The sequence below is a fragment of the Streptomyces sp. R-74717 genome, from assembly GCF_047305335.1.
Taxonomy (GTDB): domain Bacteria; phylum Actinomycetota; class Actinomycetes; order Streptomycetales; family Streptomycetaceae; genus Streptomyces; species Streptomyces atratus.
On sequence record NZ_CP102361.1, the window covers coordinates 6,308,570 to 6,332,172 of the forward strand.

Below are 23,603 nucleotides of genomic sequence, written 5' to 3' on the forward strand. Positions count from 1 at the left end.
CGCATGGTCCGGGCTCGCGGGCTGCCTGGCGACGGCGCTGGACGCGGATCGCCCCGATCGGGCATCACGCATTGTGCCAGCGCCGTCTCCCCGTCGGGGACTGCCTTGGTGCCGAACGTCCTCGTGATGGCCGGGGCCGACCGACGGCCGCATGCGCTATGGTTGATCTTGGAAGTTTCCGCAACTCACGGCGACTGACGCTGCGTTGGTGGTCCAAGGAAAGACACCCCGCTTCCTGCGGGGAAATGCAGGTGCAAGGCCTGCCCAGCGCTCACTCACGAAGCCCTTCCCCCGCCGGGGGAAGGGCTTCGTCACGTTCCCCGCGGCCGCGGATGGCTAGGGCGGCGAGGCCGAGGAGGACGGGGCCGGCCGCCTGTGGAGCCCTTCTTCTTGCGGTTGGCGGCCTGGTCCCTCTTCTCTGGGATGACGGCCTTGACAGATCGGAGGGGTGGGGTCCCGCGTCGCCGGCGCCCCACCCCTCCTTCCCGTCACGCGCCGATCGTCGTCGCGAACTGCTCCAGCGCCTCGACCACCAGGGCGTGGTCCTCCGCCTGGGGCAGGCCCGAGACCGTCACCGAGCCGATGACGCCCGCGCCCTCGACCGCGATCGGGAACGAACCGCCGTGCGCGGCGTACGTGTCCGGGTCCAGGCGCGAGGACTCGTCGAAGGTCGTCCCCTTCGACCGGAACCGGGATCCGACCAGGAACGAGCTCTCGCCGTACCGTTCCACGACCTTGCGCTTGCGGTCGATCCAGGCGTCGTTGTCCGCGCTCGATCCCGGCAGCGCGGCATGGAACAGCTGCTGCGCGCCGCGGCGGATGTCGATCGCGACCGGGGCGTGCCTTTCCCGGGCCATCGAGACGAGCAGGCCGCCGAGCGCGTACGCATCGTCGTAGCTGAAATGCGGCAGCGTCAGTCGGCGTTCCTGAGCGATGAGCTCGGAGATGGTCGGAGCGGTGGGGTTCATACGGTCTGCTCCTCGGTATCGGCGGAGGTGGACGGGGTTGCGGCGGGCAGGGGCACGGTGACGCCCTCGCGGGCCGAGCGGCGCGCGGCCTCCAGTACGTCCAGGGCAGCGGCGGCCTGGAGGGCGGTCACTGGATTGTCACCCTTTCCGCGCAGCGCGTCGGTGACCGCCGCGTAGTACGCGGGGTAGTCGCCCGGCAGCGTACGGACCGGGGCGCCGCCGCCCGTCAGCGGGGACTCGCCCGAGCCGATCCGGCCCCACAGCTCCTCGGGCTCCTCGCCCCACGGCCGGTGTGCCGTCGGACGCGCGCCCGCGCGCAGGTCGGCCTCCTGCGGGTCGAGGCCGTACTTCACATAGCCGGCGGTCGAGCCGAGCACCCGGAAGCGCGGGCCGAGCTGGGCCGTGGTGGCGCTGACGTACAGATGCGAGCGGACCCCGTTCGCATGGGTGATCGCGAGAAACGTGTCGTCGTCGGCGGCGGCGCCGGGGCGGCGTACGTCGGACTCCGCGTACACCTGTACCGCCGGTCCGAACAGGACGAGCGCCTGGTCGACGACATGGCTGCCCAGGTCGTAGAGCAGCCCGCCGATCTCCTGAGGGTCGCCCGACTCGCGCCAGCCGCCCTTCGGCTGCGGCCGCCACCGCTCGAAACGGGACTCGAAGCGCTGGACGTCCCCCAGCTCACCGTCTGCGACCAGGCGGGCGAGAGTGAGGAAGTCGTTGTCCCAGCGGCGGTTCTGGAAGACCGAGAGCAGCAGCCCGCGCTCCTCGGCGAGGGCCGCGAGCTCCCGCGCCTCGGCGGCCGTACCGGCGATCGGCTTGTCCACGACGACCGGCAGACCGGCCTCGATCGCGGCGGTCGCGATCGGGACATGGGTCCTGTTCGGCGACGCGATCACGATCAGATCGAGTTCGTCCGCCCGCCCCCACAGCTCCCCCGGCGACGCGGCGAACCGTACGTCGGGGAACTCGGCGCGCGCCTGCGCCTGCCGCTCCTCGTTCGAGGTGACGACCGTGTCGAGGACGAGGCCCTCGGTCGCGGTGATCAGCGGGGCATGGAAGACGGAACCCGCCAGGCCGTAGCCGACGAGTCCGACGCGCAGGGGGGTCTCGGACAGCCCGGGCGTCTCGTGAGTCGCGTTGCCAGTCATGCCTGTCACTTAAGCAACGCTGTTGCCAAAGTGCAAGCGACAGGGACAATGGGGCTGTGAACAGGAGTAATAGCGGCGCGAACCTGCCGACGCTGCGCAGCCACAATGCGGCGTTGGTGCTGGATCTGCTGCGGGTGGCGGGCGAGCGCGGCATCAGCAGGCTCGAACTCGCCGAGCGTACGGGGCTCACGCCGCAGGCCGTCAGCAAGATCACCGCCCGGCTGCGCGCCGAGGGCCTGGCGACCGACGCGGGCCACCGGGCCTCCACCGGGGGCAAGCCGCGCACCGTGCTGCGGCTGGTGCCGGACGCCGGGTACGCGGTCGGCATGCACCTGGACCGCGACGAGCTGACGGTGGTGCTCGTCGACCTGGCCGGCGCGGTTGCCGCCGGCCGTACCGCCCCGCTGGACTTCGGTGCCCCGGCGGACGAGGTGGTCGCCATGGCGGCGTACGCGGTCGCGGCGGTACGGGGCGGGGGCGCGCAGCCCGTGGACCTGCCGGTGCTCGGGGTCGGCGTGGCGGTGCCGGGGCCGCTCGACCACCGGGGCGGGGTGCTGCACCGCGTCACCGGGTTCCCGCAGTGGGACGGGTATCCGTTGCGGGACGCGCTCGCCGCGAGGACCGGGCTGCCCGTCGTCGTCGACAAGGACACCAACGCCGCGGCCCTGGGCCTCGCCCTGCACGCGGCGGGCGCGGGCGACTTCGCGTATCTGCACCTCGGGACCGGGCTCGGTGCCGGGCTGGTCCTGGGCGGGGGGCTGCATCGCGGGGCCCGTACCGGGGCCGGTGAGTTCGGGCACCAGACCGTCCAGCTGGACGGGCCGGTGTGCAGCTGCGGCGGGCGCGGCTGCATCGAGGCGCTCTGTCTCGCCGCCGTCGCCCGTGGTGATGTCGCGGAGGCTGCACGGGTGCTGGGTACCGGCGCCGCCAACCTCGTCGGGCTGCTCGACATCGACCGGGTGATGCTGGGCGGCCGTACCGTCGCCGCCGACCCCGATGCGTACGTGCGAGGCGTCCGTGCCGTGATCGACGAGCGCGCCCGGCTGGGCGGAATCGACGCGCCGGTGCCGGTCACCGCCACCGGGGGAGGGGACCGGCCGGTCGCGGAGGGAGCCGCGCAGCTGGTCCTGGCCCCGCTGTTCGGGCGGGTCGCAGGTGCGGACGTCGGAGGTGCGGACGGGGGCGCGGTCCTGATCCCGTGACCGCCCGGCGGCCGGGCGCGGCAGGTTCGGCTTCGGTCCCGTGGCCGCCCGGCGACCGAGGGCGGAAGCGCGGACGCGGGGCGCAACTGAGCTGATCGAGCGGTTCCGGGGCGCCGGCCGGGCGGCCCTCCGGCAAGTCGGTGCCGGTCACCTCGCGCGCGCGTGGCAGCGTCGCGGCCCAGAACCGGTGAACTCCGGCGCACGGGGCGAGCCGACCGTCTCGCGAGCAGCGAAGGGTGCCCCGCATGCCCCCCACACCGCCCCCGTCCGGCAGGCCTTCCGCCTCCACCCCTGCATCCATCCCCGCGGACGGTCCTGTATCCATCCCTCTGTCCTCCGACGCCTCCATCCCCGCATCCACAGCCCCCGCGCGTCCTCCCTCGCCCCCGCACCCGCTCCCCGGGCGGACGCGGCACGGGCTCGCGCTCGGGCTGGCGGCGGCGAGCGTGGTTCCCGTCGTCCTCGGTGGCGCATCCGCCGCACCCGCCTCCGCCGCATCTTCGGCCACCCCGGTCGCGAAGCCGGATTTCGCCACCGCCGACCAGCAGTCCACCTGCGGTGATCCCGAGGCGAGCGACTTCCCGATCAGCACCCGTATCCACGGTGGTCCGGACACCTACGCATCCGGCGGCGGCTACGGAACCTGGTTCCTGGACCTCACCAACACCACCACCGAGTCGTGCCGGGCCATCCATCCTGTGCTGGTCCTCGCCGACGAGGACCGGAAGCTGGCCTCCGACCAGATCCAGCTGGAGTTCTCCGAGCCGAGCCGTCCCGATGTGGAGCACCGCGTCACCTGGGAGACCACCGACCAGGACGAACACATCGGTGTCTTCGGCGGCGACGGCGCCGACTCCTTCGAGGGCTTCACCATCCCCGCGGGCAGTACCGTCACCGTCGAGGTCCGGATGGCGTTCACCTCGGACACCAGCCCGGGCCGGATGACCGCCAATGCCGCGATCGTCCAGCGGCAGCCCGCAGCGAGCGGCGGGACCGGGAAGGACGACGGGGCCTGGGTCGGCGAGTCCGACGAATACCCCTTCGCCGTCGTCGAGGACAGCGACGAGACCGGAGAGATCGACGAGACCGGGGAGGTCAGCGGGACGGGGGAGGTCGGCAGGACTGGCGAGGTCGGCGGGACCAAGGAGGTCGGCGGGACCAAGGAGGTCGGCGGGACGGGGGAGGCCGGCAGGACTGGCAAGGTCGGCGGGACGGGGGAGGTCGGCAGGACTGGCGAGGTCGGCGGGACCAAGGAGGTCGGCGGGACGGGAGCGGCCGACAGGACGGGGGAGATCGGCGGGGCCGGGAAGGTCGGCGACACCCCCCGCGACACCCTGCCCGACGAAGCCAGGCCCAGCGCCACCGCCGGCACCGGTGACACCGCCGGCACCGGTGACGCTCCGCGGCCGTTCGCACCCGCCCGGACCCCTGCCGACGGCGACCTCCCCGAGCTGGCCGCAACCGGCCCGGCCACCGTTCCGTACCCCGGCATCACCGTTGCCGGGTTCCTGATCGGTGGCGGGGCCATGGTGGTCTGGTCCCGGCGCCCGCGCCGCCGCCCCTGAACCGCCCCTTCCGCACCCGTCGCCAGGTCCGTCCGCGCCTGGGCGTTCACGGGTGTTCATGTCCGTCTGCCACCATCGGGCCGTGGACTACCCGTACGACCAGACACCTGGCGCACCCATCCGTTCCGGCATCCCGGAGCACGGCCGTATCCCCAAGTACTACGCGGTCAAGGCCCGTGTATCCCTCCTCATAGAGGAGTTGGGCGAGGGCGGCATGCTGCCCACCGAACGCGATCTGGCCGAGCGCTACGAAGTCTCGCGCGAGACGGTGCGCCAGGCGCTGCGCGAACTCCTGCTGGAGGGGCGGCTCGCCCGCCAGGGGCGCGGCACCGTCGTCGCGGGCCCCAAGCTGGAGCAGCCGCTCTCGCTGGCGAGCTATACGGAAGGTGTACGCCGCCAGGGCCGCACCCCCGGCCGTCACCTCATCGGTCTGGAGCGGTTCCCCTGCCCCGAGGCGCTGGCCGCCGACATCGGGGTGGGGCGCGGCGAACCGGTCTGGCACCTGGAGCGGGTGCTGCTCGCCGACGACGACCGGGTCGGCCTGGAGAGCACGTACGTCTCCGTCGCCCGCGTACCGGATCTCGACAAAGGGTTCGACCCCGACTCGTCCTTCTACGCCTACCTCCGCGACCGGCTCGGGATCTCCTTCGGTGATGCGGACGAGCGGATCGAGACCGTGCTCGCGACGCCGCGCGAGGCGCTGCTCATCGGTACCCCGCCCGCACTGCCCATGCTGCTGATCCACCGGATCTCACGCGATACGGGCGGGAAGCCGCTGGAGCGCGTACGGACCCTTTTCCGTGGGGACAGGTTCTCCTTCACCGCACACCTGGGCGCGCAGGGCGGACACTGAACGACCCCGGACTCGGCAGTCGCCGATCGACTCATCATGATAACGAGAATGTAACGGGTCTAGTCCAAGCTTGGGGCCCAGTTCACCCTCCCGTTGCCGTACCGATCCGTACGGGTCACCGGCCCCGAGGAGCGTGGCCGTCGTGAGAGTCATCGTCGTAGGAGCCGGCGTGGTGGGAACCATGCACGCCTGGCACGCAGTGAACCGCGGCCACGAGGTCGTACAGATCGAGCGCGAGAGCGAGGCACGCGGGGCATCGCTCCGCAATTTCGGACAGATATGGGTCAGCGGCCGGGCCGGTGGCGAGGAACTGGAGACCGCACTTCGCGCCCGTGAGTTGTGGGAGGACATCGGGGCCCGGGTCCCCGGTCTCGGCTTCAGGCCCTGCGGCTCGCTCACCCCGCTCCGCACCGAGCTGGAGACCGCCGTCGCGGAGGCGGCCGTCGCCCGCCCCGACGCGGCGGCCCGCGGCTACAAGCTGCTCACCGCCGACGAGGCCCGCGCGATCAACCCCGCGCTGCGCGGCGACTTCACCGCCGCCCTGTGGTGCGAGCGGGATGCGGCGGTCGAGCCGCGCACCGCCCAACTGGCGCTGAAGCAGGAGCTGTTGAAGTCCGGGCGCTATACGTACCTCGGTGGGCGTGAGGTCCGCGAGGTGATGGGCACCGCCTCCGTCCGCGACGACCACGGCGACATGCACACCGGTGACGCCGTGATCCTGGCCACCGGCGCCTGGCTCGGCGGACTCGTCCGCGAACTGGCCGGCCCCGATCTGCCGGTGCGTCGCGTACGCCTCCAGATGATGCAGACCGACCCGCTCGGCGAGCCGCTCACCACCTCCGTCGCCGACGCCGACAGCTTCCGCTACTACCCGGCCTACCGGAGCGAGGCGCTGGACACCCTCAATGCCCGGCAGGCACAGGCACCGACCGCCGCCGAGCACAGGATGCAGCTCCTGATGGTGCAGCGCCGCGACGGCGGACTGACCATCGGCGACACCCACGAGTACGAGCACCCGTTCTCCTTCGACACCGTCGAGGAGCCGTACGAGCACCTCACCGGGGTCGTCGAATCCTTCCTCGGCCGCCCGCTGCCGAGGATCCGCCACCGCTGGGCCGGGGTTTATGCCCAGTGCACCGACACCAGCCGGGTCGTCCACCGCCAGCAGGTGCGAGACGGCGTCTGGCTGGTCACCGGACCGGGCGGCCGCGGCATGACCTGCTCGCCCGCAATCGCCGAAACGACCGCCAACGAACTGGGCTGGTGAAGAAGTTGACCTCGCAGAACCCCCTCAACCTGATCGTGCTCGACATGGCCGGCACCACCGTCGCCGACGGCGGCCTCGTCGAGCAGGCCTTCGCCGCCGCGGCCCAGCGCCTCGGCGTGGAGCCCGGCTCCGCCGACCACGCCGGGAAGCTCGACTACGTACGCGCCACCATGGGCGAGTCCAAGATCTCCGTCTTCCGCCACCTCTTCGGTGACGAGGACCGGGCCCAGCAGGCCAACACCGCCTTCGAGGAGGCGTACGGGGAGCTGGTCGACGGCGGCCTCATCGCCCCGGTCCCCGGCGCCCGCGAGGCGATCGAGGAACTGAAGGCAGCCGGCCGCACGGTGGTCCTCACCACCGGGTTCGCGCGCGTCACCCAGGACGCGATCCTCGCCGCACTCGGCTGGCAGGACCTGGCCGACCTGACCCTGTGCCCCGCCGACGCGGGCGGGCGCGGGCGCCCCCACCCGGACATGGTCCTCGCCGCCTTCCTGCGCACCGGTGCGGTGGACGGCGTCCAGCAGACCGTGGTCGCCGGGGACACCTCGTACGACATGCTCAGCGGCGTCCGCTCCGGCGCCGGGATCGTCGCGGGCGTGCTGACCGGCGCACACGACAAGGACCAGCTGACCCGCAACGGGGCCACCCACGTCCTGCGTTCGGTCGCCGGGCTGCCGGACCTCGTCGCCCGGGCGGAAGCATGACCGGCGGGGCCACCGGCGGGATCCGTTTCGATCAGGTCAGCGTCGCGTACGGCGGGAACACCGTCCTCGACCGGCTCGATCTGACCGTCGAACCCGGCGAGGTCATGGCGCTGCTCGGGCCCTCCGGGTCCGGCAAGACCACCGCCCTGCGCGCCGTCGCCGGATTCGTGCAGCCCGCCTCGGGCCGGGTGTACCTCGGCGACCGCGATGTCACCGGGCTGCCGCCGCACAAGCGCGGCATCGGCATGGTCGTCCAGCAGTACGCCCTCTTCCCGCACATGCGGGTCCGGGACAACGTCGCCTTCGGACTCAAGGCCCGCAAGACGGCGAAGGCGGAGATCCCCGAGCGGGTCGCCGAGGCCCTCGAACTCGTCGGCATGGCCGCCTACGCCGAGCGCTACCCGCGCGAACTCTCCGGCGGCCAGCAGCAGCGCGTCGCCATCGCCCGCGCGCTCGCCATCCGCCCCGGCGTGCTCCTGCTCGACGAACCGCTCTCCGCGCTCGACGCCCAGCTGCGCTCCGGAATGCTCGCCGAACTGGCGCGACTGCACCGGGAGCTGCCGGACGTCTCCATCCTGTACGTCACCCACGACCAGGTCGAGGCGCTCACCCTCGCCGACCGGATCGCGGTCATGGACAAGGCGCGGCTGCAGGACTGCGGCACCCCGCAGGAGCTGTACCGCCGTCCGCGTACGGAGTTCACCGCGTCGTTCGTCGGCAACGCGAATCTGCTGCCGGTCACCGTCGCCGACGGCGCCGACACCGTCGACTTCGCGGGGCGCGCGCTCGACGTACCGACCGGCGAAGCGGCCGGCGGTGCCACCGCCACCCTGTGCGTCCGGCCCCATCTGATCGGGCTCGGCGACGGGCCCAACGCGCTGAGCGGCACGATCGCCGAGGTGCAGTGGCGGGGCTCCACCCACCGGCTGTACGTCGACGTCGACGGGCACCGGGTCAAGGCGGACCTCCGCGAGCTGCGTGAGACGCCGGCGCTCGGTGACACGGTGACGCTGCACTTCGCCGCGGAGGACGCGGTGCTGCTGCCTGCGGGCACGGCACCGGGAGCCGGGGGAGGGGCGCATGCCTAGCGCACCGACCGCGGATGTCCGCCCGGGACCGTCGGGCAGCCGCTCCGTTCTCAAGCGCCGTTCGATCGCCGGCCCGCGCAAGCCGATCGAGGGCCCGGACCGGGGTGCGGGCGCCCGCCGGATCCCTCGCTTCGTCTGGGCGCTGCCGCCCGTCGCCGTCCTCGCACTCGTCTTCCTCTACCCGCTGGCCCTCGTCGTTCAGCAGTCCGTCAGCCCGGACGAGGGCGGCACCTCGCTCGCCCCGTACGGTGACGTGTTCGCCTCCGAGTCGTTCCGCTCCGCACTGACGACCACCGTGTGGCTGGCGGTCGGTTCGACGGTCGGATGTCTGGTACTGGGCTTCGTCCTGGCCATGGTCATCGCGTTCGTGCCGTTCCCCGGCGGCAGGGCGGTCGCCAAGTTCATCGACGTCTTCCTCTCCTTCCCGTCGTTCCTGATCACGCTCGCCCTGCTGTTCATCTACGGCAATGTCGGCATGGCCAACGGCCTGTGGACGGACGTCACCGGGGCATCGAGCGGGCCCTTCGACTTCCTCACCACCCCGTGGGGCGTGCTGCTCGCCGAGGTCACGTACTTCACCCCGTTCGTGATGCGCCCGCTGCTCGCCGCGTTCTCGCAGCTCGACACCGCACAGCTGGAGGTGGCGTCCTCGCTGGGCGCGGGGCCGGCCCGGATCGTGCGGCAGGTGATCCTCCCCGAGGCACTCCCCGCGCTCGCCGCGGGCGGCAGCCTCGTCCTCGTGATGTGCCTCAACGAGTTCGGCATCGTGCTGTTCACCGGCGCGAAAGGGGTCACGACCCTGCCGATGCTCATCTACAGCAAGGCGATCCTGGAGTCCGACTACCCGGCCGCCTGTGTCGTCGCCGTCGTCAACATCGCGATCTCCGTGGGTCTCTACAGCCTGTATCGGATGGTGAGCCGCCGTGTTGGTGCATAGCCGTACGGGGAAATGGGCCGCCTGGGCCGTGTTCTTCGTGCTCTTCGTCCCGCTGTTCGCGGTGCCGCTGCTGGTCATCCTCGCCGCGTCGTTCACCACCAACTGGTCCGGCGCCTTCCCCTCGGGCCCGACCACCGAGCACTACGCGGCCGCGACCGGCGGCGACTGGCTCCGGGCTTTGACCACCAGCCTGATCACCGCCGTCAGCGCCAGTCTGCTCGCCCTCACCGTCGGCTCCTGGGCCGCGCTCGCCGCCGCCTCGCTGCGCAGGCGCGGCAGGAGGTTCCTCGACGCGCTGTTCATGCTGCCGGTCGCCGTACCGTCGGTCGTCGTCGGCCTCGCCGTGCTCGTCGCGTTCAGCAAGCCGCCGATGCTGCTGAACGGGACGCGCTGGATCGTGATCCTGGCGCACACGATTCTTGTCACGGCGTTCGCCTATTCGTCGGTCTCAGCGGCAATAGTGCGTCTCGACCCGATGTACGAACAGGCGGCGGCCAGTCTCGGCGCCCGACCCTCGTACGTCCTGTGGCGCATCAAGCTGCCGCTCCTGCTACCGGCCCTCACGGCGGCCGCAGGGCTCTGCTTCGCCCTGTCCATGGGCGAGTTGAGCGCCACGATGATGCTCTACCCGCCGGACTGGACACCGCTCCCGGTGCAGATCTTCGCGGCCACCGACCGCGGCTCGCTGTTCACCGGAGCGGCCGTCGCCGTGGTCCTGATGGGAACGACGCTGCTCGTGCTGCTCGGCGTCGCCCGAATCCGCACCAGGGCCTCGTACCGCTGATCCGCCGATCCGTGGATCGGCCGATACCCCCCGTACTGACTCCGGCCGGCTTCCGGCCGACATCCAGGAGATACGACTGCCATGCGCAAGAACCACCTCAAGCCCATAGCCGCCGTCACCGGCTGCCTCGCCCTCGCCGCCACCCTCTCCGCCTGCGGCGGCTCCTCGGCCGCCTCCGACGAGAAGGTCGTCACCGTCTACAGCGCAGACGGCCTCAAGGGCGAGAACGGCGACGGCTGGTACGACAAGGTCTTCAAGGACTTCGAGAAGAAGACCGGCATCAAGGTCAAGTATGTGGAGGGCGGCTCCGGCGAGATGGTGCAGCGCGCCGTCCGCGAGAAGTCCAACACCCAGGCCGATGTGCTGGTCACCCTGCCGCCGTTCATCCAGCAGGCCGACAGCAAGGGCCTCCTGACGGCGTACGCACCGGCCGGCTCCGACAAGGTCGACGGCGCCGACAAGGCGTCCGACTCCAAGTGGACCTCCGTCGTCAACAACTACTTCGGCTTCATCTACAACAAGAAGGAGCTGAAGCCGGCACCCACCACCTGGGAGGAGCTGCTCGACGGAAAGTTCAAGAACAAGATCCAGTACTCCACCCCCGGAGTCGCCGGTGACGGCACGGCCGTACTGATCAAGGCCATGCACGACTTCGGCGGCAAGGAGCAGGCGATGGAGTACCTGAAGAAGCTCCAGGCGAACAACGTCGGCCCGTCCGCCTCCACCGGCAAGCTCGCTCCCAAGGTCGACAAGGGCGAACTGCTCGCCGCCAACGGCGACGTCCAGATGAACTACGCACAGTCCAAGGACATGCCGAACCTCGGCATCTGGTTCCCCGCGAAGGAGGGCGGCAAGCCCACCACCTTCGCTCTGCCGTACGCGGCCGGCCTGGTCGACAAGGCCCCGCACAGCGCCAACGGCAAGAAGCTCCTCGACTTCATGCTCTCCGCGCAGGCCCAGAAGGACGTCAGCGCGGTCGGCGGCGGCTTCTCGGCCCGCAAGGACGTCGAGGCCACCGACGCCAACGCCATTGAGCTCGCCGAGCTGATGGACGGCGTGGAGATCTTCGAGCCCGACTGGTCGGACATCGGCACCCACCTGGACACGTACGTCGAGGCCTGGAAGTCGGCCACCGGCAGCTGACCGCCGGCCGGCGATTCACCTTGAGGAAAAGGGACTTCGGCGGATCATCGCGTAAAGGTAACGGGTCTGGACCACCCTGGACGCGGTGCCGCCGGCGTCCCCGCACACGGCGTACGGCAGGAGTCCCACATGGCAGAGCGCAAGCCGATCTCATCCTGGCTCACCGACATGGACGGAGTCCTGATCCACGAGGGGACGCCGATCCCCGGGGCGGATGCCTTCATCAAGCGGTTGCGGGACTCGGGGCCGCATGGTCTTCGGAGCCTGGCGCACACAAAGGATGTAAGGCCCTGAGGTGCGGAAACGCCGTTCCCAGGGCCCTGAACGTCTTATTTTGGCTGCCTGGCACTCCGCGGCGGGGCGGAGTGCCGGACCACCACTCAGACGAGGTCGACGAGGTCCGCGATCGAGTCCACGACCTTCGTCGGCCGGTACGGGTAGCGCTCGACGTCGGCCTTGGCCGTCAGCCCGGTGAGCACCAGGAAGGTGTCCATCCCGGCTTCCAGCCCGGCCAACACATCCGTGTCCATCCGGTCACCGATCATGGCGCTGCTCTCGGAGTGCGCACCAATCGTGTTCAGCGCACTGCGCATCATCAGCGGGTTGGGCTTGCCGACGAAGTACGGCTCCTTGCCGGTCGCCTTCGTGATCAACGCGGCAACGGAACCAGTGGCAGGCAACGCCCCCTCGGGCGAGGGCCCGGTGTTGTCGGGGTTGGTGGCGATGAAGCGGGCACCGTTGTTTATCAACCGGATGGCCTTCGTCAGGGCCTCGAACGAGTAAGTCCGAGTCTCACCCAAGATCACGAAATCGGGCTCGGCGTCGGTCAGCACGTACCCGGCCTCATGCAAGGCGGTGGTGAGCCCGGCCTCTCCGATGACGTACGCCGTGCCGCCGGGGTGCTGGCTGTCCAAGAACTTGGCGGTGGCCAGGGCCGAGGTCCAGATGTTCTCAGTCGGTACGTCGAGGCCGATCCGGCTGAGCCGTACATGCAGGTCTCGCGCCGTGTAGATCGAGTTGTTCGTCAGAACGAGGAATGGCTTGCCCGAATCCCGGAGCTTCTTGATGAAGGCATCCGCGCCAGGGATCGGCACGCCTTCGTGCATCAGCACCCCGTCCATGTCGGTGAGCCACGAATCGATGGGCTTGTGATCTGTCATGGGTGCGGCTCCTGCCATACGAGGACTCACGGGATGACCATGCTATTCACTCGTCGCACTCAGAGCCTGAACGTCTCGCAGCCCGGACCGGTCGCCGGGCGGTCTTGTTGTACACGGGCTACTTCCACACGATCTCAAGGAGTTCCGGGCGGAACACTCCGCGCTGTGCGCCGCCCTTACCTGCTCCGCTGATCACCACAGATTCGATACTCCTCATGATCTCCTGCCGCTTCATGTCCACGGTGTAGCCCTCCCATTCGCGGACGATGCGACCGGCTGCGGAGCCTGCTCGGGCGGGAGTCCCCGAAAGCGCCGAGGCCTTTTCCTTCGTGTCCCGCTCCTTGTCCTCCAGGCGGCGGATCTCGCGGGCGAACTCGCCGAGAGAGAGCAGGTCGTCAGCCCGAAGCTGTCGAGCCTCGGCTTTGTCCGCCTCGATCTGCTCCAATGTCTTCTTGGCCTTGACCAACTCGGGGTCTTCCTCTTCAGCGGGCTGCACATTGCGAGCCTGCTTCTCGAGGTTGCCGAGAAGGACCTTCTCTACGTAGTCATCGACGGGGGGACCGCTGCGGGACAGCTTTCCGCACCCGCCGCTCGCCTTCTTGCACAGGTAGTAGTACCCGTACTTCTCGTAGCTGGGAGTGCCCTTCGCGTACATGGCGGATTGCAGGCCGGTTCCGCACTTCGCGCAGCGGGCGATGCCAGTGAGCAGCCGCTTCGTGACCGTGGTCCCAGTCTTGCGGCCCCTGCCGGTGTTCTTCCGGGCGTCCAGTGCATCGATCAGTTCCCGCCACTCCGCAGGCGTGAAGATCGTCTCCCACTGCCCGATGACCGGTGTGCCGTCCGTGCGCTCAACCAGGTATTCGGTGGGGTCCACGCGGCCGGACCTCTCGCGAACTTCCTGCGGGATGTAGGCGCGGTACCCGCACAGGCGAGGGTTCCTCAGCACGTACTTCACGCTGGTGTACCCGATCGTCTTGCCGGGGGGAGTCTGGGGGCCGCGCACACCCAGTTCCGTCCACTCTTCATGGAGAGTGGCGATCGTCTTGCCCTTGACCACGTCCCTGCGGGCCTTCCGAAGAAGCTCGGCTTCCCACTCGTCGACGTGCTCTACGTCCTTCCAGCCGAAAGCCCGCTGCCCTTTGTGCGGCTTCCCGTCCGTGGCCTCGGCCAGCTTCTGCCGGGCGACTCGGCGGGCGGCATCCGCGGAGAACTTGTTGGCGATGGTCACGTAGATGCGGGCCTGGAAACGCCCGTCTCCGGTCGTCAGGTCATAGTCACCTGCGGTGGTACCGAAGACCATGGGCCGACGGGCCTGCTCGTAGATGTCGATGAGACGTTCAAGGTCGCGCGGCTGGCGGGCGATGCGGTCGATGTTGTAGGCCAGGATGCCGCTGATCACACCGTTCTGAAGGTCGAGGACCATCTCCTCGAAGTCCTTGCGCTTCACGCGGCGCTTGTAGGCGGAGGTGTCGTTGTCCTCGTAGACGCGGTGCACGTTGACGCGCTTGAGCTGAGCCAAGTCGTACACGTCTTCGCGCTGGCGGACGACTCCCTCTCGGCCGTCGCGCCCGTCACCTATCTGCCCTATGTCCGAGATTCGGGCGTATCCACCTACTGCGAGCATGTCTGTCCCCGCCAGTGTTGCCATCAAGATCGTGCCACAGTCTACGTTTGATGTGTGCGTGGTGAGGTTCGTACATACAGCTTCGAAGATTGATGTGCTGGCCACTGGAGGCGGGGATGCAGACGTTCCTGGTCCTCACCGGTCTCACCACAATGGTGGATATCGACAAGTACCCCTTCCGGCCGTCCACAGTCGTCGATTCCATCGCCGATCTGGTCGACCTCGTCGACGTGAGCTGAGCTCGACGGGGCACCGGCCCGAGAGGGCTCGGGGGGAGCGTTCCGAGCGGGCCTTGCCTGCCCGCCCCTCCCGTGCTCCTGCGGATGCGAAAAGCCGGAGCAGGCGTGAACCTTCCCTAAGGAGGTTCACGATGCGTTCGATACCCCTCACGTTCTGTGTCGTCGCGGCCGTCGCGGCGACCCTGGTGCCGGCTTCCGCCGCACTGGCCGAATCCGGGTCCGACCAGACGGGCTCGGACTCCCGCACCACACTCTCGGTGACCCCGCCCTCCGCCGCCCCGGGCGGCGACGTGGCCCTCAGGCTGGACGCCTGCGGGGGCAAGGAGGCCAAGGGCAATTCCGATGCCTTCGTCGCGGAGGCGCGCTTCTCGCCCGCCGCGGACGGGGGCCTCTTCGCGCAGGCCCGGATCAGCTCGGACGCCTCCCCGGGCGACCACGACATCCAGATCGTTTGCACGGACGACAAAGGCACCAAGGCATCCGGCAGGGTCACCGTCATCGACCGCGACCGGGCCACGCCCCTCGCCCCGGTCAGCGCGGGCGGCGGCGGCACCGCCGTCCTCACCGACAAGGAAGCCCATCAGGACGGCCCCGGCGCCGTGCATGTGGTGATCGGTCTGGCCCTGGCCGCCGTCGCCGCCGCCGCCGTCGGGTTCCGCAGCGTGCGCCGTCGCCGCCCGGCCGAGGACTGACATGTCGGCCCCCGACCGCCCCGAGGGTCGCGGCCGGCTGCTCACCGGAGTGGCCTGGGCCGTCCTGCTGATGGGCCTGTGGCTCTGGGGCCGCGACATCGCCGACGGCTCCGGCGCCAGCTCCGCCCCGACCACCGGCGACATCGCCGCGGTCGGGCGCCCGCTCGGCGTCCCGCTGCCCCCGCCGCACGACCCGATCGAGGGCGCCGCGCCGGAGCGGGTCGAGGTCCCGTCGATAGGCATCGAGGCGCCCGTGGTCGCCCGCGGCCTGGACAAGGACGGGGCGATCGAACCACCGCCGTTCGACACGCCCCACACCGTCGGCTGGTACGGCAACGGCACCGAGCCCGGCGCGAAGGGCCCCGCCCTCTTCGTCGGCCACGTCGACACCAAGACCCAACCGGCTGTCTTCTACGGGCTCAGCGCGGCCCGCCCCGGCGCCAAGGTCGAGGTGACCCGCGCGGACGGCAGGGTCGCCGAATTCACCATCGACGACGTCCAGGTCTTCACCCGGGAACGCTTCAACGCCGACAAGGCGTACGGCCCCCGCAAGAACGGCCGCGCGGAACTCCGCCTGATCACCTGCGGCGGCACCTACGACCGGGCGTCGCGCTCGTACGACGCGAATGTGGTCGTGTCGGCCTACCTGACCGGCGAGAAGTCCGCGGGGAGCGGCAGCGGCTGACGACACCGGTATCCGGCCCGGCCGGCAGCCCTCTTCCCCCGGGGCGCCAGCCGGGCCGGCGTCGGCACGGGGGGCCGGGGGGCGGGCCGTGCCCGACACTCCAGGGCGACGAACCGCCTTGGCCCAGAGCGTTTCTGACGCACCATCGACACTCGGTCACCCTCGGCTTCCGGATGAACGGACAGAAGCCCTGTGCCAGGATGAAGGGGACGCGGCAGTGCATCGCCGTCGCACCCGAGGGGGAGTGGATGTACGGCAGCTGCAACGGCCGGTCGGGCATGGCACGGGCGGGTGCGGTGGCCGCGGTCGGGGCCGCTCTGCTGCTCGCGGGATGTTCCTCCTCGTCCGGCTCGTCCCCCGGCTCCGGCGGCGCGGGGAAGAATGCCGGTGCCATCGGTCGGCATCCCCGGGGCAGCGACCCGTACTGGGTCAACCCGGACGGGAACGCGGCCAGGCAGGTCGCCGCGTACACGAAGCGGTCTGCATGGTCTGTTCGTCGTCGGCCTGCTCGGGATCGGCCCGTACGCGTGCCGGCTGCGGGGGTGGGGCGGTGCGGCGCTTCCGCTTCTCCGTGCGGACGGTGTGCTGACAGCCGAGGACCGGTGCCGCGGTGATCAGCAGTGCCACGGCGGCCCAGGTGAGCATCGCCGGATGGCTGTGTCCGAGTACGAAGGAGGCGGCGATGGAGCCGCCGAAGACCAGGATGAAGAAGAGGTGGATCCGGAAGGTGCCGAAGAGGGTGTCCGGGCTGGACGAGCCGCCCTTGGGCGTCACCACGAACGAGCTCTTGCGGCGCAGCACGGCATCCAGCAGCGAGCGTGCGTAGACCGGGGCGGAGAGCGCGGACATCATCATGCCGGCCAGGCCGCCGGAGCCCTCGGGCTCGTGCGGTGAGACGTTGTGCCGCCGGTTCCAGATGTACAGGCCGATCTGGAGCGCCGAGGCATTGCCGTACAGCATCATCCAGACCGTCGGGTCGATCTGCACACCCGAGGCGCCCACCGTTCCTAGCCAGTGTGCATGAGTGAGTCCTGGACCCACCGAGGTGTACTGGGCGCATCCCGAACGGTGTTGGATGCACTCGGTCCCCGCTTTCTCGTCCCGTTCGGCGGCGCGTCTCTGGGGGCGTGGTCCGTTGCGGGTGGGCGGGTTCCGTCACGTCCTCGGGTGCCTGGCCTGGCCTGGGCGGTCCGATGCCCCGCACGATCTCTCCGGTCGTGTGGGGGCGGTGCCGTCCGACGCCGGACCGGGTGTCCGAGGGTGCGTCGTCCGATCGCGATACTGGCGGCATCGCGACGGGACATCTTTCGATGCGGGGTGGCCAGTGACTGGTCGGTCACCTCGGCCACGGCGATTCCCCGTCGGTCGCCGCGGGCGACATCGATGGCGGGCGACCTTCCGCTCGGACACGGAACGGCGCCCTTCCGGCTGTCTGAATGCCTCCCCGACATCTGTCCCTGAGCGGGGCCCCCGCCCCACGTAGCGGACAACCGGAACTTCCCCCTCTGCATCCCACAACTGCACTGCGCATCAGCCTGGTTGGAGCTGACGGCCCCTAGACGGGTTGTCCGACCCCGGTCCCGATCGCAAGGGTGAAAAGGGTGGGTTGCCAGTCATGCGTGCGATTTGTGGAGCCCTTGCGGAGGGGGTGCGCGGAGGTGTATGCGAGAGCCCTTCGAGCCCCTGAGTGACGGGACGGTGACTGTGTGGCAGCTGTGTATCGCCTGCGGGTCCCGTGAAAGTGGCGATGCGGGGGTCCGGTTCGTGAACGAACAAGGCCCCCTCACGCGTGGTGAGGGGGCCTTGACTCTGCGTGCGCCGCCAGGGACTCGAACCCCGGACCCGCTGATTAAGAGTCAGCTGCTCTAACCAACTGAGCTAGCGGCGCCTGCTGACCTGGAGAACTCTACCTGAAGGTGAGGTGTGCTCCTGACCATTTCCCGTCCAGCACGGCCTGTCGGATGGTCGTTTTTTCTCTTCTGTCCGTCAAAATGCGATATGTCAGGAGAGTTGAGACACTGGCGCCCGTGCAGATGCGCCAAAAGATCTTGACGAGTGCGGAGGGGAATCGCATGACTGTGCCGGCTTTCGAGGAGTACGTACCCGCCAGTGACTGCACCTGTGCGGGATGCGTCGCACAACGGCGCACCGCCGCCAGCGCCTTGCCCATGCGGTACGGAGGTCATCCGGCCGCACATGGCGCGCGCCGCGCGCTGGTGCTGGTCACCGCGGCCGGAGTGGTGCTGAGCACCGGCGTGGCCGAGGCGGCGAGCGCGCCGGGCGACCGGGCGGCGGAGGCGGCCGGAGCCGCCCGTACGGACGGGACGACGGTGCCGGTGGACCCGGAGACTCCGGAGACCCCGGAGACCCCGGAGACCCCGGCCGACGAGGGCGGCCCGCTCACCCCGGCCGACCGGGATCCGGACAGTCCGCAGGGCGGGCCGGGGCCGCTGCGGGGCACGGGGGCCTCGGGCCCGCCCTCGTCCGCCGGGACCACATTGCGCAAGACCAGCCGGGCCGCGATCATCAACCGCGCGAAGAAGTGGGTGTCCGCGCAGGTTCCGTACAGCATGAGCAAGTACTGGTCCGACGGTTACCGGCAGGACTGCTCCGGCTATGTGTCGATGGCCTGGAACCTGCCCGGCAACGAGTGGACCGGCAGCCTCGCCAAGTACGGGAAGAAGATCGCGCGGGAGAAGCTGCAGCCCGGCGACATCCTGCTCTTCCACAATCCGGCCAACCCCTCGAAGGGCTCGCACGTCACGATCTTCGGCGGCTGGACCGACTACACGCACACCCACTACACGGCGTACGAGCAGACGAAGCCGCACACCCGCAAGCAGACGACGCCCATGGCGTACTGGACCAACTCCGGCAAGTACGTCGCGTACCGCTACAAGGCGCTCAGCAGTGCAAGCAGCGGTAGCGGCGTGTCGACGAAGGCGTTCCCGGGCGCCGGGAAGTTCGGCCCCGGAGTCAGCAGCACGTACGTCACCCAGCTCGGGAAGATGCTCGTGGACCGGGGTGGCAAGCGCTTCTACAAGGTCGGCCCCGGGCCGGGCTGGGGTGACGCCGACCGGCGCGCGACCCAGGCGTTCCAGAAGGCCCAGGGCTGGAAGGGCAAGGAAGCGGACGGCATCCCCGGCCCCGACACCTGGCGCCACCTGGCCAACGGGACCGGTCGCGACATCCCCGCCACCGGAAGCGGGAGCGGGAGCGGCCGGGGTGATTCGAACTCGGCTTCGAAGTTCCCCGGGCGGGGCCATTTTCGGCCCGGTCAGTCGAACAGCCATGTCGACAGGCTCAGCAAGCAGTTGGTGAAAAAGGGATACGGCAAGCACTACCTGTCGGGACCGGGGCCCCGGTGGACCGAGGCGGACCGGCGCAATGTCGAGGCCTTCCAGCGGGCCCAGGGCTGGCGGGGCGGAGCGGCCGACGGCTACCCCGGCCCGGAGACCTGGCGACGACTCTTCGCGTGACAAAACGGACATGACGGAGGCGGGAATGGGATCCACGGTGTCGGACAGCTCCGGAACTCCGGAGGACGCGCGGGAACGGGAAGGGAAGCGGGAGCAGGGGGAGATGCCGGTGCGGGTGTGGGGTCCGGACCAGGTGAAGGCGCGCGACGGGGCGGGGGCTCCGGGCGAGGAGACGGCTCTGGATTCGGGGAGCGGTGCGGGCCCAGGGCCGGCATCGGGTTCGGGGAGCGGCGCGGGCCCGGGGGTCGCCCCGGACGGGGAGCCGGGCGCCGGTCCCGACTCGGTGGTCGACCTCGTGCTGGACCTGGTCCCGGGCGAGGACGTGGACTCCGCAACCCTCGGCGCGACCTCGGCCTCGGTATCGGTCCCGGCCGCGGGCACCGCACCTGCCCCGGACGCCGCGCCCGTCCCCGACACCGTCTTCGACTCACTGCCCGCCGCCGGGGGTGACGGGGCCGAGCAGGCCGGTGGCGCCCCGCGGAGGACCGGGCGGCATCACGCGGTCATCGCCAATGAGCGGGCCGCCACCATCCCCGTACACCTGCTCTTCCGTGAGGAACCCGAGCGCACCGACGCGGCCGCGCTCCCCGCCGGTGTAATGCGGAGGGGAGCCGACGGTGACCAGCCGGCGGCGGGGGTGCGTCGGCCGCCCGTGCCGAGGGGGCCGCAGGTGCAGCCCTCGACGCGGCCGGCGCCGGTCGGTGATCCGCGGCTTGCCGAGCGGTCGGGGCCCGCGCTGCCCGGCTGGGTGGCACTGCTCGCCGGGCTGGCCGGGATCGTTGCCGGTGGCGCCGTCCTCTGGTGGGTCGGCGCGCTGCCCGCCGCCGCGCTCGCCCGGTCCGGGATCGGCTCGCGTCCGTATGACGGGATCGGTTCCGGTGCCTGGGCGGCGCTCGCCGTGCTGGTGACGGCGGTGCTCTTCGCGCTCGGCGGCCTGAGCCGCGGACGGGTCGGGTACGCCTGGGTGCTGACGCTCTTCGGCGAGTACCGGGGGAGTGTGCGGCGGACCGGGCTGATGTGGATCAGCCCGCTGCTGCTGCGCCGCCGGGTCGACGTACGCCTGCGGCACTGGCGCAGCGAACCGCTCCCCGCCGTGGATGCCAACGGTACGGCGCTGCGCGTCGTCGTCCTCGTCGTCTGGCGGATCAGGGACACCGTCCGGGCGACGCTCGGGGTCGCGGACCATGAGGCGTATCTGCGTGAGCAGGTCGAGGCGGCGATGGCCCGGGTCCTCTCGCAGCTGCCCGCCGACGCCTTCCACGAGGACGCGCACACCCTGCGCAACGCGGAGGCCGTCGGTGATGCTCTGACCCGGATGCTGAAGGCGGACTGCGAGCCCGTCGGCGTCGAGGTGTACTCCGCGCAGCCGACCGGAATCGAGTACGCACCGGAGATCGCCGCGGCCATGCAGCGCCGCCGGATCGCCGCCATCGATGCCAAGCACCGTGACAGTGTGCTGACTTCGGTGGTTGACGCGGTGGACGACACTGTCAACCGGCTGACCGCGAGGGGGCTCGTTGAGTTGGACGACTACGAACGGAAGGCGCTGGTCAAGGACTTGACGGTGGCCTTCTACACCGGACGCAGTGGCGGGGAGGGCGCCTGAGGGCTTCGGGGGGCCCTCCGGCGGCGAAGCGGAATCCAACTCCCATTGGTCTGGACATGTTCATATTGCGTCAATAATCTAAGGCTTGGTCTAGACCGCAGCACATGCGCGCAGCAGGGCTCATGGAACCTCCCCCACGTTCTTGAGGAGCGACAGCAATGCGTAAAAGGGCAAGCGCGGCCGTAGTCGGCCTGGTGATAGCGGGCGTCTCGATGTTCGCGACGGGCAGTGCCGGTAGCCACGGCTACACCGACAACCCCATCAGCCGCCAGAAGCTCTGCGCCAATGGCACGGTGACGGGCTGCGGCAACATCCAGTGGGAGCCGCAGAGCGTCGAGGGCCCCAAGGGCTTCCCGGCGGCAGGGCCGGCCGACGGCAAGATCTGCTCCGGCGGCCACTCCGAGTTCGCCCAGCTCGACGACCCGCGCGGCGGCAACTGGCCCGCCACCGATGTCACCGCGGGGCAGGGCTTCAGCTTCCGCTGGCAGTTCACCGCGCGCCACGCCACGACGGACTTCCGCTACTACATCACCAAGAACGGCTGGGACCCCACCAGGCCCCTCACCAGGGCCGACCTGGAGCCGCAGCCCTTCATGACGGTGCCGTACGGCGGCAAGCAGCCCCCGGCGACCCTGACCCAGCAGGGCACCATCCCCACCCAGAAGACCGGGAAGCACATCATCCTGAGCGTCTGGACCATCGCGGACACGGCGAACGCGTTCTATGCGTGCTCCGATGTTCAGTTCTGAGGTGTAGTCAGTTACCGTGCGGCGCCATGGGGAGCGCAGGCACCGTCGCGGAGCTCGTACAGCGCCAATGGGGCGACCACCGGCCCGGACTGAGATCTGAGGACACCGTCCTCAGCCATCACCAGGTCGCCTCGGGCGCTGCCGCACGGGCAGCGCTCCTGGCGGATCTGCTGCCGGCGGGCAGCGAACCGCACCTCGGGGTGCTGCTGGACAACACCCCTGAATTCGCCCTCTGGTTGAGCGCGGCGGCCCTGGCCGGGGTCGCCGTCGCCGGTATCAACCCCACCCGGCGCGGTGCCGAACTGGCCCGCGATGTCCTGCACACCGACTGCCGCGTCCTGGTGACCGAACGCGCGCATCTCTCGCTGCTCGACGGCCTGGATCTTCCGGGGGTACGGGTGCTGGTCACCGACACCGATGCGTACACCGAACTGCTCGCCCCGTACGCCGGAGCGAAGCCGGGCGAGACGGTCCTGGCCGAAGTCGGGCCCGGAACCCGGATGCTGCTCTACTTCACCTCGGGCTCGACCGGTGCCCCCAAGGCCGCGATCTGCTCCCAGGGGCGGCTGGCAGCGGCCGGGCGGTCCCTCGTCGATCACTTCGGCGTCCGGCGCGAGGACGTCCACTACATCTGCATGCCGATGTTCCACGGCAACGCGGTGATCGCCGACTGGGCGCCCGCGCTGGCCGGCGGGGCCGCGGTCGCGCTGCGCCGCCGCTTCTCGGCCTCCGGATTCCTGGACGATGTACGGGCGCACGGGGCTACGTACTTCACCTATGTCGGCCGCGCCGTGCAGTATCTGCTGGCCACCCCCGAGCGCCCCGACGACCGCGAGCACCCGCTGCGGCTCGGCTTCGGCACCGAAGCCGGCGCGGTGGACGCGGCCCGCTTCCGGGAGCGGTTCGGGGTGCGGCTGGTCGAGGGCTACGGCTCCTCCGAGGGCGGCGCGGCGATCCAGCGGACCCCGGACACCCCGGAGCACGCGATCGGGAGGGCGGCGGCGCGCGACGATCTCGCGGTCGTCGACCCGGAGACCGGCGAGGAGCGGGCCGCCGCGGTCTTCGACGAGTCCGGAAGGCTGACCAACGGGGCGGATGCGATAGGGGAGTTGGTCAACCGGGGCCGTACGCCCTTCGAGGGGTACTGGCGCAACGCGGCGGCGGATGCGGACCGGGTGCACGGCGGCTGGTACTGGACCGGGGACCTCTTCTTCCGCGACGCCGACGGCTTCCTCTACTTCGCGGGCCGTACGGACGACCGGCTGCGGGTGGACAGCGAGAACCTGGCCGCCGCGGTGATCGAGAACATCCTGGCCCGCTGGCAGGACGCGGCGGCCGTGGCGGTGTACGCGGTGCCGGACCCGGTCGCCGGTGACCAGGTGATGGCGGCGCTCGCGATGCGGGAGGGCACCGCCTTCGACCCGTCCGCCTTCGCCGCGTTCCTCGGGGCGCAGACGGACCTGGGTACGAAGATGGCCCCCCGCTTCGTGCGCATCGTCCCGGCGATGCCGGTGACGGCGACGAACAAGGTGCACCGGGTGGGGCTGCGCCGCGAGGGGTTCTGGTGCGGGGGATCGGTGTGGTGGAACGGTTCCCGGGGCGGGTACGAAGCGTTCGGCGATGAACAACTGGAAGCCCTGCTGGGCGAGTTCAAGGCGCACGGGCGAGACGGCCTGCTGCCCTCGATCTCCCCCATGGCCTGAAGGC

Annotated in this window: 19 protein-coding genes, 1 tRNA gene and 3 pseudogenes; 17 read left to right on the top strand and 6 right to left on the bottom strand. The window is 70.5% G+C overall.

The annotated features are described in order from the left end of the window. Nucleotides 1-488 precede the first annotated feature (488 nt). Nucleotides 489-968 (bottom strand): heme-degrading domain-containing protein, encoded by a 480-nt coding sequence (locus tag NRF20_RS28935; protein WP_398628915.1) that lies wholly within the window; start codon nt 966-968, stop codon nt 489-491. Then, a complete protein-coding gene (locus tag NRF20_RS28940) occupies nt 965-2,119 on the bottom strand; it encodes a Gfo/Idh/MocA family oxidoreductase (RefSeq protein ID WP_413753575.1) in 1,155 nt (384 codons plus the stop codon). Before NRF20_RS28940 ends, NRF20_RS28935 begins: the two co-directional genes overlap by 4 nt. A gap of 56 nt (nt 2,120-2,175) precedes the next feature. On the opposite strand from NRF20_RS28940, the gene NRF20_RS28945 reads away from it, so the two are divergent. The 10 genes and pseudogenes from NRF20_RS28945 to NRF20_RS28990 form a co-directional block, all read left to right on the top strand. Further along, the gene (locus NRF20_RS28945) at nt 2,176-3,321 is read left to right on the top strand and encodes an ROK family protein (protein ID WP_413753576.1); all 1,146 of its coding nucleotides are present in this window, start codon (nt 2,176-2,178) and stop codon (nt 3,319-3,321) included. 245 nt (nt 3,322-3,566) lie between these two features. Next, a complete protein-coding gene (locus tag NRF20_RS28950) occupies nt 3,567-4,886 on the top strand; it encodes a hypothetical protein (protein ID WP_413753577.1) in 1,320 nt (439 codons plus the stop codon). A gap of 82 nt (nt 4,887-4,968) precedes the next feature. Next, the gene (locus NRF20_RS28955; protein ID WP_398628911.1) at nt 4,969-5,739 is read left to right on the top strand and encodes a GntR family transcriptional regulator; all 771 of its coding nucleotides are present in this window, start codon (nt 4,969-4,971) and stop codon (nt 5,737-5,739) included. Nucleotides 5,740-5,881: 142 nt separating this feature from the next. After that, a complete protein-coding gene (locus tag NRF20_RS28960) occupies nt 5,882-7,006 on the top strand; it encodes a TIGR03364 family FAD-dependent oxidoreductase (protein WP_398628910.1) in 1,125 nt (374 codons plus the stop codon). Continuing rightward, nucleotides 7,003-7,710, top strand: coding sequence for a phosphonatase-like hydrolase (locus NRF20_RS28965; protein ID WP_413753578.1), 708 nt, complete (start codon nt 7,003-7,005; stop codon nt 7,708-7,710). The genes NRF20_RS28960 and NRF20_RS28965 overlap by 4 nt, the downstream gene beginning before the upstream one ends. After that, nucleotides 7,707-8,798, top strand: coding sequence for an ABC transporter ATP-binding protein (locus NRF20_RS28970; RefSeq protein WP_413753579.1), 1,092 nt, complete (start codon nt 7,707-7,709; stop codon nt 8,796-8,798). Before NRF20_RS28965 ends, NRF20_RS28970 begins: the two co-directional genes overlap by 4 nt. Beyond that, on the top strand, nt 8,791-9,735 hold the full coding sequence (locus NRF20_RS28975; RefSeq protein ID WP_398628907.1) for a 2-aminoethylphosphonate ABC transporter permease subunit: 945 nt from the start codon (nt 8,791-8,793) through the stop codon (nt 9,733-9,735). The genes NRF20_RS28970 and NRF20_RS28975 overlap by 8 nt, the downstream gene beginning before the upstream one ends. Continuing rightward, on the top strand, nt 9,722-10,519 hold the full coding sequence (locus NRF20_RS28980) for an ABC transporter permease (protein WP_398628906.1): 798 nt from the start codon (nt 9,722-9,724) through the stop codon (nt 10,517-10,519). Before NRF20_RS28975 ends, NRF20_RS28980 begins: the two co-directional genes overlap by 14 nt. An 81-nt stretch (nt 10,520-10,600) precedes the next feature. Beyond that, a complete protein-coding gene (locus NRF20_RS28985) occupies nt 10,601-11,662 on the top strand; it encodes a 2-aminoethylphosphonate ABC transporter substrate-binding protein (RefSeq protein WP_266361306.1) in 1,062 nt (353 codons plus the stop codon). Nucleotides 11,663-11,728: 66 nt separating this feature from the next. Continuing rightward, a pseudogene (locus tag NRF20_RS28990) lies at nt 11,729-11,908 on the top strand (TIGR01457 family HAD-type hydrolase); the annotation flags it as partial. A 134-nt stretch (nt 11,909-12,042) separates the two neighbouring features. Here NRF20_RS28990 and NRF20_RS28995 read toward each other — a convergent pair. Further along, nucleotides 12,043-12,822: an HAD-IIA family hydrolase gene (locus NRF20_RS28995; RefSeq protein ID WP_413753580.1), complete on the bottom strand. Its 780-nt coding sequence runs from the start codon at nt 12,820-12,822 to the stop codon at nt 12,043-12,045. 118 nt (nt 12,823-12,940) lie between these two features. After that, on the bottom strand, nt 12,941-14,446 hold the full coding sequence (locus NRF20_RS29000; RefSeq protein ID WP_398628905.1) for a recombinase family protein: 1,506 nt from the start codon (nt 14,444-14,446) through the stop codon (nt 12,941-12,943). A 104-nt stretch (nt 14,447-14,550) separates the two neighbouring features. Here NRF20_RS29000 and NRF20_RS29005 point away from each other — a divergent pair. From NRF20_RS29005 to NRF20_RS29015, 3 genes and pseudogenes are all read left to right on the top strand, one after another. Beyond that, nucleotides 14,551-14,685 (top strand): annotated as a pseudogene (locus NRF20_RS29005) (HAD hydrolase-like protein); the annotation flags it as partial. 131 nt (nt 14,686-14,816) lie between these two features. After that, nucleotides 14,817-15,377, top strand: coding sequence for a hypothetical protein (locus tag NRF20_RS29010; RefSeq protein ID WP_398628904.1), 561 nt, complete (start codon nt 14,817-14,819; stop codon nt 15,375-15,377). Between the two features lies 1 nt (nt 15,378). Continuing rightward, complete coding sequence (locus NRF20_RS29015; RefSeq protein ID WP_398628903.1) at nt 15,379-16,062, top strand: class F sortase; 684 nt, start codon at nt 15,379-15,381, stop codon at nt 16,060-16,062. Between the two features lie 429 nt (nt 16,063-16,491). Here the strand turns inward: NRF20_RS29015 and NRF20_RS29020 are convergent. Both NRF20_RS29020 and NRF20_RS29025 read right to left on the bottom strand, forming a co-directional pair. Next, a pseudogene (locus NRF20_RS29020) lies at nt 16,492-17,091 on the bottom strand (glycosyl transferase); the annotation flags it as partial. Between the two features lie 785 nt (nt 17,092-17,876). Continuing rightward, nucleotides 17,877-17,950: transfer RNA gene (locus NRF20_RS29025), tRNA-Lys, on the bottom strand. 184 nt (nt 17,951-18,134) lie between these two features. Here NRF20_RS29025 and NRF20_RS29030 point away from each other — a divergent pair. The 4 genes from NRF20_RS29030 to NRF20_RS29045 all read left to right on the top strand — a co-directional run bounded on the left by NRF20_RS29030 (nt 18,135) and on the right by NRF20_RS29045 (nt 23,599). Beyond that, nucleotides 18,135-19,541: a peptidoglycan-binding protein gene (locus NRF20_RS29030; RefSeq protein ID WP_398628902.1), complete on the top strand. Its 1,407-nt coding sequence runs from the start codon at nt 18,135-18,137 to the stop codon at nt 19,539-19,541. 25 nt (nt 19,542-19,566) lie between these two features. Next, complete coding sequence (locus NRF20_RS29035) at nt 19,567-21,147, top strand: SPFH domain-containing protein (protein WP_413753581.1); 1,581 nt, start codon at nt 19,567-19,569, stop codon at nt 21,145-21,147. A 158-nt stretch (nt 21,148-21,305) separates the two neighbouring features. Further along, complete coding sequence (locus NRF20_RS29040) at nt 21,306-21,896, top strand: lytic polysaccharide monooxygenase (protein ID WP_413753582.1); 591 nt, start codon at nt 21,306-21,308, stop codon at nt 21,894-21,896. Nucleotides 21,897-21,922: 26 nt separating this feature from the next. After that, nucleotides 21,923-23,599 (top strand): AMP-binding protein, encoded by a 1,677-nt coding sequence (locus NRF20_RS29045; protein ID WP_413753583.1) that lies wholly within the window; start codon nt 21,923-21,925, stop codon nt 23,597-23,599. The last annotated feature ends 4 nt before the right edge of the window (nt 23,600-23,603 follow it).

What these genes read in the sequence shown, in the direction of transcription:
- NRF20_RS28935 (WP_398628915.1), bottom strand. Translation starts at nt 968, where the DNA reads ATGAACCCCACCGCTCCGACCATCTCCGAGCTCATCGCTCAGGAACGC.
- NRF20_RS28940 (WP_413753575.1), bottom strand. Translation starts at nt 2,119, where the DNA reads ATGACTGGCAACGCGACTCACGAGACGCCCGGGCTGTCCGAGACCCCC.
- NRF20_RS28950 (WP_413753577.1), top strand. Translation starts at nt 3,567, where the DNA reads ATGCCCCCCACACCGCCCCCGTCCGGCAGGCCTTCCGCCTCCACCCCT.
- NRF20_RS28970 (WP_413753579.1), top strand. Translation starts at nt 7,707, where the DNA reads ATGACCGGCGGGGCCACCGGCGGGATCCGTTTCGATCAGGTCAGCGTC.
- NRF20_RS28975 (WP_398628907.1), top strand. Translation starts at nt 8,791, where the DNA reads ATGCCTAGCGCACCGACCGCGGATGTCCGCCCGGGACCGTCGGGCAGC.
- NRF20_RS28985 (WP_266361306.1), top strand. Translation starts at nt 10,601, where the DNA reads ATGCGCAAGAACCACCTCAAGCCCATAGCCGCCGTCACCGGCTGCCTC.
- NRF20_RS28995 (WP_413753580.1), bottom strand. Translation starts at nt 12,822, where the DNA reads ATGACAGATCACAAGCCCATCGATTCGTGGCTCACCGACATGGACGGG.
- NRF20_RS29000 (WP_398628905.1), bottom strand. Translation starts at nt 14,446, where the DNA reads ATGCTCGCAGTAGGTGGATACGCCCGAATCTCGGACATAGGGCAGATA.
- NRF20_RS29010 (WP_398628904.1), top strand. Translation starts at nt 14,817, where the DNA reads ATGCGTTCGATACCCCTCACGTTCTGTGTCGTCGCGGCCGTCGCGGCG.
- NRF20_RS29015 (WP_398628903.1), top strand. Translation starts at nt 15,379, where the DNA reads ATGTCGGCCCCCGACCGCCCCGAGGGTCGCGGCCGGCTGCTCACCGGA.
- NRF20_RS29030 (WP_398628902.1), top strand. Translation starts at nt 18,135, where the DNA reads ATGACTGTGCCGGCTTTCGAGGAGTACGTACCCGCCAGTGACTGCACC.
- NRF20_RS29035 (WP_413753581.1), top strand. Translation starts at nt 19,567, where the DNA reads ATGGGATCCACGGTGTCGGACAGCTCCGGAACTCCGGAGGACGCGCGG.
- NRF20_RS29040 (WP_413753582.1), top strand. Translation starts at nt 21,306, where the DNA reads ATGCGTAAAAGGGCAAGCGCGGCCGTAGTCGGCCTGGTGATAGCGGGC.
- NRF20_RS29045 (WP_413753583.1), top strand. Translation starts at nt 21,923, where the DNA reads ATGGGGAGCGCAGGCACCGTCGCGGAGCTCGTACAGCGCCAATGGGGC.